At 69.2% G+C, this 14,897-nt stretch carries 15 protein-coding genes; 11 read left to right on the forward strand and 4 right to left on the reverse strand.

Annotated elements, in window-relative coordinates; genetic code table 11:
* The first annotated feature begins 24 nt into the window (after window positions 1-24).
* The 3 genes from ACRWNM_RS20515 to ACRWNM_RS20525 all read left to right on the forward strand — a co-directional run bounded on the left by ACRWNM_RS20515 (window position 25) and on the right by ACRWNM_RS20525 (window position 2,050).
* Window positions 25-432, forward strand: a complete 408-nt coding sequence (locus ACRWNM_RS20515; protein ID WP_431969657.1) for a RidA family protein — start codon at window positions 25-27, stop codon at window positions 430-432.
* A 133-nt stretch (window positions 433-565) separates the two neighbouring features.
* Window positions 566-829, forward strand: a complete 264-nt coding sequence (locus tag ACRWNM_RS20520; RefSeq protein ID WP_431969658.1) for a cold shock domain-containing protein — start codon at window positions 566-568, stop codon at window positions 827-829.
* 432 nt (window positions 830-1,261) lie between these two features.
* Complete coding sequence (locus ACRWNM_RS20525) at window positions 1,262-2,050, forward strand: helix-turn-helix transcriptional regulator (RefSeq protein WP_431969659.1); 789 nt, start codon at window positions 1,262-1,264, stop codon at window positions 2,048-2,050.
* Between the two features lie 84 nt (window positions 2,051-2,134).
* Here the strand turns inward: ACRWNM_RS20525 and ACRWNM_RS20530 are convergent, their stop codons facing one another.
* From ACRWNM_RS20530 to ACRWNM_RS20540, 3 genes are all read right to left on the reverse strand, one after another.
* Entirely contained in the window at window positions 2,135-2,944 is an 810-nt protein-coding gene (locus tag ACRWNM_RS20530; protein ID WP_431969660.1) for a VOC family protein, read from the reverse strand.
* Between the two features lie 172 nt (window positions 2,945-3,116).
* Complete coding sequence (locus tag ACRWNM_RS20535; protein WP_431969661.1) at window positions 3,117-4,184, reverse strand: alpha/beta hydrolase; 1,068 nt, start codon at window positions 4,182-4,184, stop codon at window positions 3,117-3,119.
* A gap of 105 nt (window positions 4,185-4,289) precedes the next feature.
* Window positions 4,290-5,162, reverse strand: a complete 873-nt coding sequence (locus tag ACRWNM_RS20540) for a LysR family transcriptional regulator (RefSeq protein WP_431969662.1) — start codon at window positions 5,160-5,162, stop codon at window positions 4,290-4,292.
* Between the two features lie 61 nt (window positions 5,163-5,223).
* On the opposite strand from ACRWNM_RS20540, the gene ACRWNM_RS20545 reads away from it, so the two are divergent.
* The gene (locus ACRWNM_RS20545; protein ID WP_431969663.1) at window positions 5,224-6,219 is read left to right on the forward strand and encodes an aldo/keto reductase; all 996 of its coding nucleotides are present in this window, start codon (window positions 5,224-5,226) and stop codon (window positions 6,217-6,219) included.
* Between the two features lie 264 nt (window positions 6,220-6,483).
* Window positions 6,484-7,890, forward strand: coding sequence for a hypothetical protein (locus ACRWNM_RS20550; RefSeq protein ID WP_431969664.1), 1,407 nt, complete (start codon window positions 6,484-6,486; stop codon window positions 7,888-7,890).
* Here ACRWNM_RS20550 and ACRWNM_RS20555 read toward each other — a convergent pair.
* Window positions 7,877-8,860: a TIGR03557 family F420-dependent LLM class oxidoreductase gene (locus ACRWNM_RS20555; protein ID WP_431969665.1), complete on the reverse strand. Its 984-nt coding sequence runs from the start codon at window positions 8,858-8,860 to the stop codon at window positions 7,877-7,879. The two genes, ACRWNM_RS20550 and ACRWNM_RS20555, sit on opposite strands and share 14 nt — an antisense overlap.
* A 225-nt stretch (window positions 8,861-9,085) precedes the next feature.
* Between ACRWNM_RS20555 and ACRWNM_RS20560 the strand changes: the two genes are divergently transcribed.
* The 6 genes from ACRWNM_RS20560 (at window position 9,086) to ACRWNM_RS20585 (ending at window position 14,896) form a co-directional block, all read left to right on the forward strand.
* Window positions 9,086-10,087, forward strand: coding sequence for a glycosyltransferase (locus ACRWNM_RS20560; RefSeq protein WP_431969799.1), 1,002 nt, complete (start codon window positions 9,086-9,088; stop codon window positions 10,085-10,087).
* 87 nt (window positions 10,088-10,174) lie between these two features.
* Window positions 10,175-11,191: an iron-containing redox enzyme family protein gene (locus ACRWNM_RS20565; RefSeq protein WP_431969666.1), complete on the forward strand. Its 1,017-nt coding sequence runs from the start codon at window positions 10,175-10,177 to the stop codon at window positions 11,189-11,191.
* A 31-nt stretch (window positions 11,192-11,222) separates the two neighbouring features.
* Window positions 11,223-11,873, forward strand: coding sequence for a HemK2/MTQ2 family protein methyltransferase (locus ACRWNM_RS20570; RefSeq protein WP_431969667.1), 651 nt, complete (start codon window positions 11,223-11,225; stop codon window positions 11,871-11,873).
* Window positions 11,851-12,060 carry a CDGSH iron-sulfur domain-containing protein gene (locus ACRWNM_RS20575; protein ID WP_431969668.1) on the forward strand — a complete coding sequence of 70 codons (210 nt, stop codon included), beginning with the start codon at window positions 11,851-11,853 and terminating at the stop codon, window positions 12,058-12,060. The genes ACRWNM_RS20570 and ACRWNM_RS20575 overlap by 23 nt, the downstream gene beginning before the upstream one ends.
* Window positions 12,061-12,100: 40 nt before the next feature.
* A complete protein-coding gene (locus tag ACRWNM_RS20580; RefSeq protein ID WP_431969669.1) occupies window positions 12,101-13,888 on the forward strand; it encodes a thiamine pyrophosphate-requiring protein in 1,788 nt (595 codons plus the stop codon).
* Window positions 13,889-14,062: 174 nt separating this feature from the next.
* Window positions 14,063-14,896, forward strand: a complete 834-nt coding sequence (locus tag ACRWNM_RS20585; RefSeq protein WP_431969670.1) for an RNA polymerase sigma factor SigF — start codon at window positions 14,063-14,065, stop codon at window positions 14,894-14,896.
* Window position 14,897 lies beyond the last annotated feature (1 nt).

The following is a 14,897-nucleotide window of genomic DNA, read 5'->3' on the forward strand; positions in this document are numbered from 1 at the left end:
ACCGAACGACGTGGAGGAGTAGCCATGGCCGTGACGCTGGTCAATCCCGAGGGGTTGCCCAAACCCGAGGTGTACCGCCAGCTTTCGATCGCCCAGGGCAGCAGGCTGGTGTTCCTGGCCGGGCAGGTGGCCCGAGACGCCGAGGGCAACAAAGTGGGAGAGGGGGATTTCGCGGCGCAGGTCGAGCAGGCCTACCTCAATGTGGCCATCGCGCTCACCGAGATCGGCGGCTCGTTCGACGACGTCGCGAAGCTGACCATCTACGTGGTCGACTGGAATGAGGAGAAATACCCGCTGCTCGGCGAGGGCGTGGCGCGGGCGGCGGCGAAACTGGGTATCGACCCGGTCAAGCCGATCACGCTGCTCGGTGTCGCCGCGCTGGGCGAGCCCGACCTGATGGTCGAGGTCGAGGCGACCGCCGTCCTCGACTGACCCGCCGTGCGCGCCACATCGGCGCGCGCGTCCGGCAACATCGACCCCGGGCACTGTTTCGATCACGGCGAATCGGGAAATCCGCGGGCACCGGCTGCTCGTAGGGGGCGGCTAGGACCCGGAGGTGATGCCCATGACGCCTGCACGGTCGGGAACTGCGAGCTGGTCGCGCGGGACGGTGGCGTGGTTCGACGCGCCGAAAGGGTTCGGTTTCATCGAACCCGCGTCGGACCCACGCGCATTGGTGTACGTGGACTATTCGAGTATCGAGATGGTCGGCTATCGCACCCTCGTGGAGGGGCAGCCGGTCGCGTTCATCCGATCGCGGGAACGGCCCGAGGCCGTTGTCGTGCGTGTGCTGGCCGAGGGCGTCCGCAAAGGGCGAGTGGCGGCCTGAACGCGAGCGCTCGGACGGGCCGGCGGCAGTGGCCGGCCCGTCCGAGCGTTCGCGTGTGCGGTCAGGCTCGCGCTACCTGCGCGTTGCTGTAGCGCCGCCGGTATCCCGGCGGGCGGGCGCTGTCGAACAGCCGGTTCGACCGCTCGGTGACTCCGACGCCTCGGCGGCCGGGACGCGAACCCGGTCGCTGATTTCGATGCGGCCGACCAACTCTCGACATCGCCGTTCCCGTATTTCCCCTGGTAGCGGCTGTAGCGTCGGGGATAGCACTCGGCAATCGAGTGGCGAACCGGGCCGACACGCCGCGCTTGCGGGCGGGCTCCGATTAGCTCGATCATTGCCGTCGCTGCCCGTTATTCTGCGAGGCAATCGGTCGCCCAGCCGGTTCGACGCCGGTGCACCGCGGTGCCCGACGTGCCCGGGAGGATTGCTGTGGTCGAACGGCCGAGCGGAGACGGCGACCGGCATACGGTGCGCCCGCCGACATTCGGTGGATGGCTTCGGCAGCTGCGCGACGATCGCCGCATCTCCCGGGAGAAGCTCGCCACCGTCACCGGCATGAGCGCCAGCTACGTCACCCACCTGGAGAAGGGCGAGCGCGATCACCCGACGCGGTCGGTCGTCGAGGCGCTGGCCCGCTCGCTGGACGGCGTGTGTGCCCTGAGCCGAGCCGAGCGCAGGCATCTGTTCGATCTGGCGGGGCTGGCCGACACCGTGATTCCCACGGTGGCCCAGTTGCGCGCCGACATCACCCCGGCGATGCGGCGCGGGCTGGAGCTGCACGACCCCAATCCGGCGGGCTATGTCGACTCCCGCTGCAATCTGTTGGCCTGCAACGCCGTCGCCTCCGCCATGCTGCACGACCTGCCCGAGGGCGCCAATCTGCTGCACTGGATCTTCGGCGACCCGGTGGCCGAAGACGTCCTCGTCGACTGGGAACAAGCCGCGCGACTGTCGGTCGCGACGCTGCGGGCGCGCATGGGCCGCACACCGCCCGGCGAATGGTCGGCCGCGCTGCTCGACGAGCTCGGCAGGTATCCGGACTTCCGCCGCATGTGGGGCGACGGCGTGGTGGATTTCGCCGACGCCTCGGCGGTCCTGCGTCTGCGTGAGCGCGTGACCCGCCGGCCGATCGTCGTCGACTTCCAGATGTACGAGGTGGACACCGGAGGCTATCCGGGGTGGGTTCGCTTCTTCGTCGGCCTGCGCCGCGCGGCCTGACGGGCGGCGGACCGAGTCCGCCCGCGCACTGTGGGTGCGCGGGCGGAGCTACGCCAGTGGCGCTTTCCGGTGCGAGGCTGTCGGTCAGCTCGGCGTCGGCGGCTGGCCGACGGCGCGAGTCGGATCGATGACCGCGAACACCTCGCCCTGCTGTCCCCGGAGCACGCCCATCCTGCCGAAGGGACTGTCGTCGGGTCCCGCCAGCACGGCGGCGCCGAGCTCGGCCGCCTTGGCGAGCGCGGCGTCGGTGTCGTCCACCTGGAACCAGGCCAGCCAGTGCGGGGGCGCTTCGGTCTGCCGCCCCTTGGTGTCGTCGTTGATGCCGCCCGCGACGTCGCTGCCCGACGGCACGGTGAACGTCGAGTAGACGAAGTTCTGGCCGTCGCCGATCTCCTGGTAGGTGTAGCCGAACACCGAGGAGTAGAACTGCTGCGCCTGCTGGTAGCCGGGGGTGTGCAGCTCGTTCCAGCAGTACGCGCCGTGCTCGTTGTAGATCCGCGCGCCGGTGTGCTGCTTGGCTTCCCACACGCCGAAGGCCGCGCCGGTCGGGTCGGTGGCGACGAACATGCGGCCGACATCGAGCACGTCGAACGGCGGCATCAGGACGGTGCCGCCCGCGGCGGTCACCTTCTGCGCCACATCGTCGGCGCGATCGGCGGCGAAGTAAGTCGTCCACACCGAGGGCATCGCCATGTTCTCCGGCTTGGGTCCGATGCCCGCCGCCGCGGATCCGTTGCGCATCGCCATCAGATAACCACCCGCTTCCGGCGGGCCCTCGTCGATCTCCCAGCCGAACAGCGCTGAGTAGAACTCCTTGGCCCGAGCGGGGTCGTCGACCTGGCAGTCGACCCAGCACGGCGTGCCCTGCGGCCAAGCGGTGTCACGAGTAGGCATATCCGTTCCTCCTACTGATCGAAGATCAATGAGTGGATGTCAGCATTGCCTTGGCAACCGGTCAGTCACCCAGCGTAAACCGATCCGTCGCGCCGGCTGGCGCGAATGCCGGGGGAGGAATCGCCGGGAGCGGCCGGACTCTCGCCGCGAACCGAATCCATACCCAGCTGGATCAGGCAGGCAGCTCCAGGCCACGCGCCAGTACCGGCCAGGACAGCTTCAGCGCGTCGAGCCAGTAACCCCAGGAATGTGTTCCGGTCGGCGGGAAGTCGTAGGTCGCCGGGATGCCGAGCGAATTCAGCTTGGCTTGCAGATTGTGGCTGCAGTAGTTGACGCCCGCCTCGATCAGGCCGCCGAGGAGCACCTGGTTCGCCAGTCCGCCCACGCCGGGCAGCGCGAACGGGCCGTCGAGCGTCTCGTAAGGGCCGGGCAGCCCGCTGCCGCTGGAGATGAACAACTCCACCCCGCGCAATTTCTCGGCGTTCACGTACGGGTCGTTGGCCGCCCACATCGGATCGCCCTCCGGGCCGTACATGTTGTCGGTGTTGCCGCCGCCCCACACCCCGACGGACAGGTTGACGAACGAGTACCCGATCGGATCGCTGATCTGCGCGCATCCGCTGTAGGCCGCCGCCGCGCGAAAGAGACCGGGCGCCGCGATCGGCAGTTGCAGCACCGAGGTACCCGAAGTCGACAGTCCCGCAATCGCATTGAGACCGTTGGTGCCCAGCGCGCCGTCGATCAGCGGCGGCAGTTCCTGGGTGAAGAAGGTCTGCCATTTGTTCACACCGAGCTTCGGATCCGGCTCCCGCCAATCGGCGTAGTAGCTCCACGCGCCACCGATGGGCTGCACGACGTTGACGTCCTTGGTGCCGAGGAATTCCAGCGCCTGCGGTGTGCGGTGATCCCAGTTCGCGGTGCCCTCGCCGCCGTCCGCGCCGGAGAGCAGATACAGCGTCGGGCGCGGTACGGACGTGTCGGCCGGTCGCTGCACGGTGATGGTGACCGGCTTGTCCATGGCCGCGGAGTACACGCTCAGCGTCAGGTGCCGGTCGTCCACGACGGTGTAATCCACTATGCGCGAACCGCCCGCCGCCACCGGGTGCGCGAACAAGACGTGGTTCGCCGTGATCGGATCGGTGTTCTGGGCGTGCGCAGTGCCGGGGACGAGCGTGCCGACCGTCGCCGCGGCGACCGCCGCAAGCACGATCGCGGGCCTGCCGAGCGCTCGCCGCGCCATGGTGTACCTCCGTGACTCGTCGGTGGTCCGTCGCACACGTTCAGGCACACCGTACTGGCTATCGAGTAACCACTCGGCTATCTCCGCGCGGCGTGCCGCACCGTCTCAGTGCTCGGTGAGGCAGTCGACGAACAGAGCGGTGGCCGGTCGCGTGTCGTCGCGGCGCCACGCGACGGCCAGCTCGGCCGGATCGAGACCGTCCACCGGGCGATACACCAGGCCGGGCCGTCGATACAGGTCGGCGTTGCCCGCCGCCACCAAGGCGACGCCGAGCCCCGAGGCGATGGCCTCGAACGTCTCGTCCGCCCCGGTGGTTTCGGCGCCGATGCGGACCGGATGCCCGCCGCGTGCCTCGATCGCCAGCCAGTGATCGCGCAGCGACCCGGCTGCGCTCGGCAGCGCGACGAACGGTTCGTCGAGCAGATCGGTGAACGCGATCGTGGCGAGGTCGGCGAGGGGGTGACCCTCGGGCAGCATCACGCCGCGGGATTCGCGACGCAGGATTCGGGTGCTCAGCCCGTCGAGCGGGATGGGCAGCCAGACGATGCCGACATCACTGGAGGCGTCGGCGAGCCCGGCCGTCGGATCCGACCAGCCGACCAGGCGCAGCGAGACGGTCCAGTCCGGCGCGGTCGCGCGGAACCGGGTGATCGCGCGGCGCTGCAAGTCCCGTCCCACCGCAGTCTGCATGCCGACCACGAGGGTCCGCGGGCGGCCGATCGCCTGGGCGCGCGGGTAGGCGCGGTCCCATCGTTCGAGGATCTCGCGCGCGGCAGGCAGGAGTTCGGCGCCCTGCGCGGTGAGCGTGACGCCGCGCGGCGTGCGGTCGAAGAGGTCGAAGCCGAGGCGGCGTTCCAGTGCCCGGATCTGCTTGGACAGCGCGGGTTGCGAGACGAAGACGCGTGCCGCGGCCCTGGTGAAGTTGGCCTCCTCCGCCACCACGACGAGGTAGCGCAGGTCCCGCAGATCGACGTCCATAACGGTTGGTTATACCAACATGACTTGGACGGCGCGGTGCGTCGTCGGCGAGAGTGGTGTCATGACCAAGATCCCCGTGCGCCACCTCGGCGAAATCCCGGTATCCGCAGTCGGTTTCGGCGCAATGGTGCTCTCGCCGGGCATGTACGGAGCCGTCGACGACGACCGCGGCCGCACCGCGCTCCGGCACGCCTTCGACCAGGGCGCCACGCTCGTCGACACCAGCGACGGCTACGGCGCCGACGGCCACAACGAACAACTGATCGGTCGCGCGCTCCGCGGCCGCCGCGACGAGGTCACCGTCGCCACCAAGTTCGGCTTCCGCATCCCCGAAGGCGCCGCGGCGCACAAATTTCCGGTCGGCTTCGCGTTCGGCGAGCTGGCCGTCAACGCCGAGCCACGCTACGTGCGCGGCTACGCCGAGCAGAGCTTGCGCAATCTCGGCACCGACGTGATCGACCTGTACTACCCGCACTTCCCCGATCCCGAGGTGCCGATCGAGGACACCGCGGGCGCGGTCGGTGAGCTGGTGGCCGACGGCCTCGTGCGCTATCTCGGCCTGTCCAACGTCACCGCCGAGCAGTTGCGCCGCGCGCACGCCGCGCATCCGGTCCAGGCGGTGCAGGCGGAATGGTCCATGTGGCGTCCGGTCGATCCCGAATTGCTCGCGACCGCACGGGAATTGGGTGTCGGTGTGGTCGCGTGGAGCCCGTTGGGCGCCGGATTCCTCACCGGCACGGTGGATCGTGTCGGCGACGACGATTTCCGCGCCAATCTGCCCCGGTTCGACGCGGCCAATCTCGCCGCGAACAACGATTCCTACGCCGCGCTGCACGCGATCGCGACCGAGCTCGGCATCAGCCGGAGTCAGTTGGCGCTCGCCTGGCTGCTGCACCAGGATCCGCACGTGGTCCCGATTCCGGGCAGCCGCACTCCCTCCCATATCGAGGACAATCTGTTCGCGGCGAACATCGGCCTGCACGCCGATACGCTGCGTCGCGTCGACGAGGTCCTCGGCGGCGTGCAAGCGGTGGGTGCGACGCTGCTGGAGAACTGATCTCGGCAGAGCGGTCGATCTTCGTGGACCGCGCGCCCGCGGACATCTCGGTGGCGGTTCCGCGTCAGCGCGAGCGCGAACGCGCCGTCCATGATTCGATGGGACATCCTTATCCCCGTCGTGTCGGACCCGGCGCGCCGACTGGATTCGCGACGCGGCAAATCTATAGTTTTGCTGGCAACGACGCATCGACTATGAATGTGGGGTGTTGTTCACACTCGTGATCACTTGCCTGCCATCGGATCTCCACGGTCGGAGGTCGATTTGACCATAGAGCACCCCATCGAGGACGAGGTCACGCAGCTGGCGCGACGGGTCGAAAAGGCCCGCGGACGGCTTGCCTATCAGTTCGACCCGGCTCTGACCGAGGCGTTGTCCGAAGACGAACTACACGCCGAACGCGACCTCGCCGAGCGAATTCGCGAACAGGACCGTGGACAGCGGTGGAAAGAGGTACAGGCCGCCGCGGTCGCCTCCGACCGCGCCAGGCACACGGCGGAGGAAATCGCGAAGGCCGATATGCGAGATCTGTTGCTCGCCCGCAAGGCGATTGCCGCGCAGCGGCGCGAATCCAGTCCGCACGCGAAGCTCGCCTCGCTGTACCGACACCGCGCCTGGTCGCTGCGCGCGCTGGCCGGTGTGGTCGGTGCGGGCATGCTGTGGTCCGCGGTCAACGTGCAGCACAATATCGCGCCGGGCGGAGCGAAGGATCCGCTCTACTGGTTCAGTTATCTGCTGGAAGGGATGATCAGCGTCTGTCTGATCATCATCATGATCGGCACCAACAAGGTGGCCGAGTGGGGCGTCATCGACAACCGGCGTCAGGTCGCCGCCGCCGAGATGGCGCTGCTGACACTGACCGTCGGTCTCAACACCTACCCGTACCTGCGGGGCGGCCAGTGGTACGAGGTGGCCGTGCACGCGATCGCCCCGGTGATGATCGGTGTGGCTCTGCTGATTCACGACGCCGCCAGCGCGCGGTACGGCCTCGCCATCCATCGGGCCACCGAACAGGTCCGCGAACTGCCCGATCCGGCCGAGCAGATTCGGCGCAGCTTGCCCGCGGTCGTCAATCTGCGGGCGGCTGCGGCGGCCGCGGCAGCGGGTGCTCCCGTGGTGCACGTCGCCGAGCGGGAGATCGTCGAGGAGCAGTACGCGCAGCCCGAGGTCGACGTCGAGCAGATCGTGCCCGATGTCGAGGACGCCTTCGCCGAAGCCCCGCGGGCCGCGAGCGGCAACGGGAAGGTATCGGTCAACGGGGTGGCAGCCCCGGCCCTGACCCCGAAGAAGCCCGAGCCGAAGAAGGTCGAAAAGCCCGCCGCGGCAGCGAAGGTGACCAAGCCGGTGGCCGAGCCCACCCCGGCGCGGACGCCGGAGCCGGTGGCCGCCAAGGTGGTCGTCCGGCAGACTCCGCCGCCGCCGACCAAGCCGATCGAGATCGACAAGCCGACCGCGGCGCGCCCGGTCAAGGAGAAGGCGAGCGCGAAGGAGCGCAACGCGGCGCCGCCGGATCCGGACGGCGCCCTCCACGAGGTGGTTCGCTCGTCGGGCATCTACGACACCGGCCAGTTCCGCATCGCCGAGGCGCTCGAACAGGAGCTCGCCGAGATGCAGGAGGCACGGCGGCGGGCGCGCGCAACCGCGAGGCGCTCGGCGCTCAGCTCGGACTAGCGGCGGGGGTGAGCGAGCGGCGCAGCTTCTCGTCGAGTTCGTCGCGATAGAACTCGAGGAAGCCGTCCGGGTCCGGTCCGGCGTTCTGGAGGACGAGATGGTCGAATCCGGCGTCGGTGTAGGCACGGACGGCTTCGACGTAGCGCTCCGGATCGGAGCCGCAGGTGAAGTGGTCGCGAATGTCCTCTTCGCGCACGGTGGCGCTGGCGGCGGCGAAGTTGACCGGATTGGGTAGTTCGCTCATGACCTTCCAGCCGGACAGCGCCCAGCGGGTCGTCTCCAGCGCGGCCTGCGCGCCGGTGTGCTCGTCGGGGGCCCAGGCCAGCGGCACCTCGGCGTAGCGCGGCCCCGTGCCGCCGTTCTCGCGGTAGTGCCGGACGATCCCGGGGTCGGCGGTGGTCGCGAAAAGGCCGTCGCCGAGTTCGGCCGCGAGCTTGGCGGACGACGAGCCGCCCGCCGCGACCGCGATCCGCGGCGGCTCGTCGGGCAGATCGAAGATCCGCGCGTCCGAGAGATGCAGGTACTGGCCCTCGTAGGACCGATAGCCGCCGCTCCAGAGCAGCCGGATGATGTCGAGCGCCTCGCGCAGCATGTCGTGGCGCACCCGCACCGAGTCGGGGAACTCCAGGCCGACGATGTGCTCGTTGAGCCGTTCGCCCGAACCGACGCCGAGGGTGAAGCGTCCGTCGGACACCAGCGCCATGGTGGCGGCGGCCTGCGCCACGATCGCCGGGTGGTAACGCAGGATCGGACAGGTCACGCCGGTGGCCATGCCGATGCGGTCGGTCCGCGCCGCGATGGCGCCGAGCACCGTCCAGGCGAACGGGGAGTGGCCCTGATTGTCGAGCCAGGGGTGGAAGTGGTCGCTGATCTCGACGAAATCGAAGCCGGCGCGCTCGGCCTGCACGGCCTGGCGGATCAGCTCGGCGGGGCCGAATCCCTCTGCCGCCAGCTTGTATCCGATCTGCATCGCTGCCTCCTCGGCTCGGTGGTGTCGCTGGTGGACCACCGACCGCCTACCCTCGTCCGCTTTCGGCAAACGAAGCGCCGAGGTCAGCGGGGGCGAACGTGATCTAGGTTTGTCCCGCCCGCAGCCGGGTAGATCCGCATCATCGCAGGTAACAGCAGTTCCGCCGGGAGGTCCGATGGCCACAACGGAAACCGGCGCGTGGCCCACCGGACAGTGGAGGGCCACGTGATCGGCTACTACATCCACCATCACGGCTCGGGTCATCTGCTCCGCGCTCGCCGTATCCGCGCCTGCCTCGCCCAGCCGGTGACCGCGCTGTCCGCGCTGACCGTGTCCGGCGACGAGGTCTTCGACGACGTCGTCCACCTGCCCGCCGACAACCCCGCCGCGGTGACCGCCGACCCCACTGCCGCCGGGGTTCTGCACTGGGCACCCCGCCACGACCGGGGGCTCGTCGAGCGGATGGCGACGATCGCGGCGTGGCTCGCCGACACCCGGCCGGATGCGGTGGTGGTGGACGCGTCCGTCGAGGTCGCGCTGCTGGCCCGGCTGCACGGCGTGCCTGTCGTCTGCATGGCGCTGCCCGGCGCCCGCGGTGATCCCGCCCACCAGCTGATGTACCGCGTCGCCGACCGGTTGATCGCCGGGTGGACGCGCGATCTCTACGATCCGCTGTGGCTGCGCCCCTACGCGGACAAGACCCGCTACGTCGGCGGCATCACCCGATTCGACGGCCGCCCCCCGGCGTTCCCGCCACCCGACGGGCGGCCGACCGTGCTGGTCGTCGGCGGTGCGTGCGGCGGGGCGTTCACCGCGGCGAAGGTGCGCGCCTGCGCCCTGCGGCACCACGAATACCATTGGCGCAGTGTCGGATTGGGTGATCTGGTGGACGATCCGTGGCCGGAGCTGTGCCGGGCCGACGTTATCGTGACGCACGCGGGGCAGGGCGCGGTCGCCGATGTCGCCGCCGCCGCCAAACCCGCCGTCGTGGTGCCCGCGCCGCGCCCGTTCGGCGAACAGGAAGCCATTGCGCACACGCTCGCCTCGGCCGGGATGGCGATCACGGTGGACGGCTGGCCGGATCTCGACGACTGGCCCGCCCTGCTGGCACGGGCGCGCGACCTGGACACCGGCCGCTGGCGTGCGTGGCAGACGCGTGGCGCGGCCGTGCGGGCCGCCACGACGATCGCCGAAGTCGCCGCCGAGCGGCTGCGCTGCGTCTCGTGACAACCGCTGCGTCTCGTGATGTCTGAAGGGTCCAGGCAGCGTCACTACTGGGCGATAACCGCCGCCCGAGCCGGGTAAGCGACCAGCATGACAGCGATCGTGGCCCCGGAAGCCCTCCCTCTGCCCGACCCGCGCGGTGATCTGTCCGCGGCGGTGGTCGATCTACTGCGCGGTGCGCCGGGGCGGGCCGCACCGCGGCCGGGGCCGGTCGATCCGTTCGGCGAGGATCTGCTCCTCGCGCTGCACACCTGCTACGAGCTGCACTACTACGGTTTCGCGGAGGTCGATCCCGGCTGGGAGTGGGATACGGCCCTGCTGGCGTTGCGTGCGGCGATGGAACAGCGACTCCTGAACGCGCTGCGCGACGCGGTCCCCGGCGGGACGGATCTCGAAGCAGAACTCGAACAGCTGCTCGTCACGCCGGTGGAAGCGCGCGGGCCCAGCCAGTTCCTGCTCGATCGCGGCGAATGGTGGCAGATGCGGGAGTACCTGGTACACCGCTCGCTCTATCACCACAAGGAGGCGGACCCGTACGCCTGGGCGATTCCCCGCCTGCGCGGCCAGGCGAAAGCGTCGCTGGTCGCGGTCGAGTTCGACGAGTTCGGCGGCGGGCGCGGCGAACGGGTACACGCCCGGCTGTACGCGGACCTGATGGCCGCGGCGGGCCTGAATCCGGACTATCTGCACTACCTGAACGTCATCCCCGCGCCGATGTTCGCACTGATGGACACGATCTCGTTGTTCGGTCTGCACCGGTCCCTGCGCGGGGCCTTGGTCGGGCATTTCGCGACCGTGGAGATCAGCTCGCCGCCGGGCGCGCAGCGGATGGTGCAGGCACTGCGCCGCCTCGACGCCGACCCGGCGTGCACCCTGTTCTACCGCGAGCACGTGGAAGCCGACGCGGTGCACGAACAGGTCATGCGCCGCGACGTGATCGGCGATCTGCTCGCCCAGGAGCCCGCGTTGACCGAATCGGTGGTGTTCGGCATCCAGGCGACGAACCTGCTGGAGGACCAGTTCGCCGATCATGTGCTCGACTGTTGGGAGGCGGGGCGCAGTTCGCTGCGCGACAGTGAGCGGGTTTCGGCGACGCGGGCCGATTAGGTCGGCGCGATCCGGCTACCCGCTGTACGTGATGTTGATTCGACCGCCCTGGGTGTACCGCCCGCAATCGGACACCTGGCTGCTGGCCAGGGCGCTGAGCGAAGCGGGCGTCCCGCGCGGTGGGCACGTGCTCGACGTGTGCACGGGCAGCGGGGCGCTGGCGATCGCCGCTGTGCGTAGCGGAGCCGCGGCGGTCACCGCCGTGGACATCTCGCGCTCCGCCGCGGTATCCGCGTGGTTGAACTGCCGTGTGCGGGGGATAGGGGCGGAGGTGATCCGGGGCGACTTCGCGTCGGTGCTGGGTGGACGCCGCTTCGATCTCGTGCTGGCCAATCCGCCCTACGTCCCCGCGCCGCAGCGGGAGCGCCGCGGTGCGGCGCGGGCCTGGGATGCGGGCGAGCACGGTCGCAACGCCCTCGACCGGCTGTGCCGGATGATGCCGGGTCTGCTGAATCCGCGCGGCGCGGCGCTGGTCGTGCACTCGATGCTGTCCGATCCGGACAGCACGCTGTGTCAATTGCGGGACGCAGGCTTGAAAGCCGCGATCGTGGCCCGTCACACCGTGCCGTTTGGACCCGTGTTGCGCGGGCGCGCCGATTGGCTCGCCTCGGTCGGGCTCATCGAACCGGGGCAGGACAGGGAAGATCTGGTGGTGATCCGTGCCGACCGCATCCGAAAATGAGCCGAGGCGAGTCACTTTCACCGCCGACGGTCCCGCCCTCGTCGAGGGGCCGGTCGAACTCGTGACTGCCGACGGGAAGACCATCCGCTGTGACCGCTTCCAAGTCGCGATCTGCCTGTGCCGCCGTTCGAAGAACTACCCCCTATGCGATACCAGCCACCGAAAACATCGCCGCGCCACCGCTTAGGAGGCCGGGCAGCCCAGTGACGCACGGACAGGGAGGAACCATGGCCCAACAGGTCGGCGACTACGTCGTGCGGCGACTGCGAGAATGGGGTGTCGAGCAGGTCTTCGGCTATCCAGGTGACGGCATCAACGGCTTGGTCGCCGCTTTCGGGCGGGCCGACGACGATCCCGCCTTCATCCAGGCCAGGCACGAGGAGATGTCGGCGTTCGAGGCCACCGGCTACGCCAAATTCAGCGGCAACGCGGGCGTCTGCACCGCGACCTCGGGGCCGGGCGCGATCCATCTGCTGAACGGCCTCTACGACGCGAAACTCGATCACGTGCCGGTGGTGGCGATCGTCGGGCAGACCGCGCGCAGCGCGATGGGCGGCAGCTACCAGCAGGAAGTGAACCTACAGAACCTGTTTCAGGACGTCGCCGACTACGTGGTCGAGGTGAACGTCGCCAGTCAGTTGCCCAACGCGCTCGATCGCGCATTCCGCGTTGCCATTTCGCGGCGCGCGCCCACGGCGGTGATCATTCCCTCCGATCTACAGGAGGAGGAGTACGAGCCACCCGGGCACGCGTTCAAACAGGTGCCGTCCAGCCCGCCGGGTGCGGTGCCGCCCGCACAGGTGATTCCCGCGCGGGACCAGATCCGCCGCGCCGCGGAGATACTGGACGCCGGTTCGCGCGTCGCAATCCTGATCGGCCAGGGCGCTCGCTCGGCCGCCGAGGAAGTGCTCGAGATTGCCGACCGCACGGGGGCAGGCGTGGCGAAGGCATTGCTGGGCAAGGATGTGCTTCCGGACGATCTTCCCTTCGTCACCGGGCCGATCGGCCTGCTCGGCAGCAAGCCGAGCTACGAGCTGATGCGCGACTGCGACACCCTGCTCATCGTCGGCTCCAACTTCCCGTACTCGCAGTTCCTGCCCGAGTTCGGTCAGGCACGGGCGGTGCAGATCGATATCGACGGCACCATGATCGGGATGCGGTACCCGACCGAGGTCAATCTGGTCGGGGACGCCAAATCCACACTGGCCGAGCTGATTCCGCTGGTTCAGCGCAAGACCGATCGGTCGTGGCGGGAGACGGTGGAGAAGAACGTGGCCCGCTGGTGGGAGACGCTGGAACGGCAGTCCATGCTGGACGCGCGGCCACTGAATCCGATGCGGGTGGTCTGGGAGCTGTCCGAGCGCATTCCCGACAACGCCATCGTCACCGCTGATTCGGGCTCTTCTACCAACTGGTACGCCCGGTGCCTGCGCTTCCGCGGCCAGATGCGCGGTTCGCTCTCCGGCACGCTGGCGACGATGGGGCCGGGTGTCCCGTACGCCATCGGCGCCAAGTTCGCCCATCCGGGCAGACCCGCGATCGCGCTGGTCGGCGACGGCGCCATGCAGATGAACGGGCTCGCCGAACTGCTCACCATCGCTCGTTACCGGCACCGGTGGTCGGATCCGCGGCTGGTGGTCTGCGTATTCCACAACAACGATCTCAATCAGGTGACCTGGGAGCTGCGCGCGATGGGCGGCGCGCCGAAATTCGAGGAATCCCAGTCGCTTCCCGATGTGTCCTACGCGGACGTCGCCCGGGTCATGGGGCTCGCCGCGATCACGGTCGACTCCGCCGACGAGCTCGGACCCGCCTGGGACCGCGCGTTGAGCGCCGACGGCCCGGTGCTGCTCGACGTGAAATGCGATCCCGAGATGCCGCCCATCCCGCCGCACGCAACCTGGGAGCAGTTGAAGGACACCGCCGAAGCCGTGCTGCGCGGCGATCCCGATGCCATGCACCTCATCGCCCAGGGTGTGAAAGCCAAAGCGCAGGAATTCATGAGGAGGAGTTGAGCAGCTACATCTCCGGTGCGCGGCTCGCGGTGACCGGCGGGCGGCCCATCCTCTGATGCCGTGGCGGGAGATCGTCGGCGCAGGTGATCGGCGATTGTGCGCCATCACGTTTCGATAACGGAGAGGCGGGTACCCGATCAGTAGTCGAATTCGGTTGGAAACGAGGTACATCGGATGAAACAGGAATCGACGGTGCGCGCCGCGGACGACGACATCGCCCGGACGGACACCTACGACAACGTCGAGCCGTGGTTCGAGAAGCTGGCGAGCCTGGACGAGAACGACCCGAACCGGCAGCGGGTGCGGGAGGACATCGTGCGGATGTGCCTGCCGCTGGCCGAACACATCGCGCGTCGTTTCGCAGGCCGCGGCGAGGCGTTCGACGACCTGCACCAAATCGCCCGGCTCGGGTTGGTGCAGGCCGTGGACCGCTTCGACGTCTCCCGCGGCAGCTCGTTCCTGTCGTTCGCGGTGCCGACCGTGATGGGGGAGGTGCGGCGGCATTTCCGCGACCGCACCTGGTCGGTGCGGGTTCCGCGGCGGCTCAAGGAGATTCAGCAATCGATCGGGCCCGCGACCGACGTCTTGGCGCAGCGGCTCGGCCGTATGCCCACCGCGCGCGAACTCGGGGCCGAGCTGGACGTGGAGCTGAGCGAGATCACCCAGGCGCTGGTAGCGAGCAACGGCTATCAGTCGAGCTCGCTGGACGCGGCGTACCGCGACGGCGACGACGACGGTTCCGCGCGGGCCGCCGTGGACGTGCTCGGCGCCGAGGAACCCTGCTACCGGCTGCTGGAGGACGCGATGGCGGTGCGTCCGCTCATCGCCGACCTGCCGGAGCGGGAGCGGCAGGTGCTGGTGATGCGGTTCTTCGAGAACAAGACTCAGACGCAGATCGCGGAGCGACTCGGGGTGTCACAGATGCAGATCTCGCGCATTCTCGCCAAGACGCTGAAGACGCTGCGCGAACGGGCGCTCGGCGAGGAGAGCGCGCACCTGGCGGCCTGAT

Source organism: Nocardia sp. bgisy134, assembly GCF_965341865.1.
Classification (GTDB): domain Bacteria; phylum Actinomycetota; class Actinomycetes; order Mycobacteriales; family Mycobacteriaceae; genus Nocardia.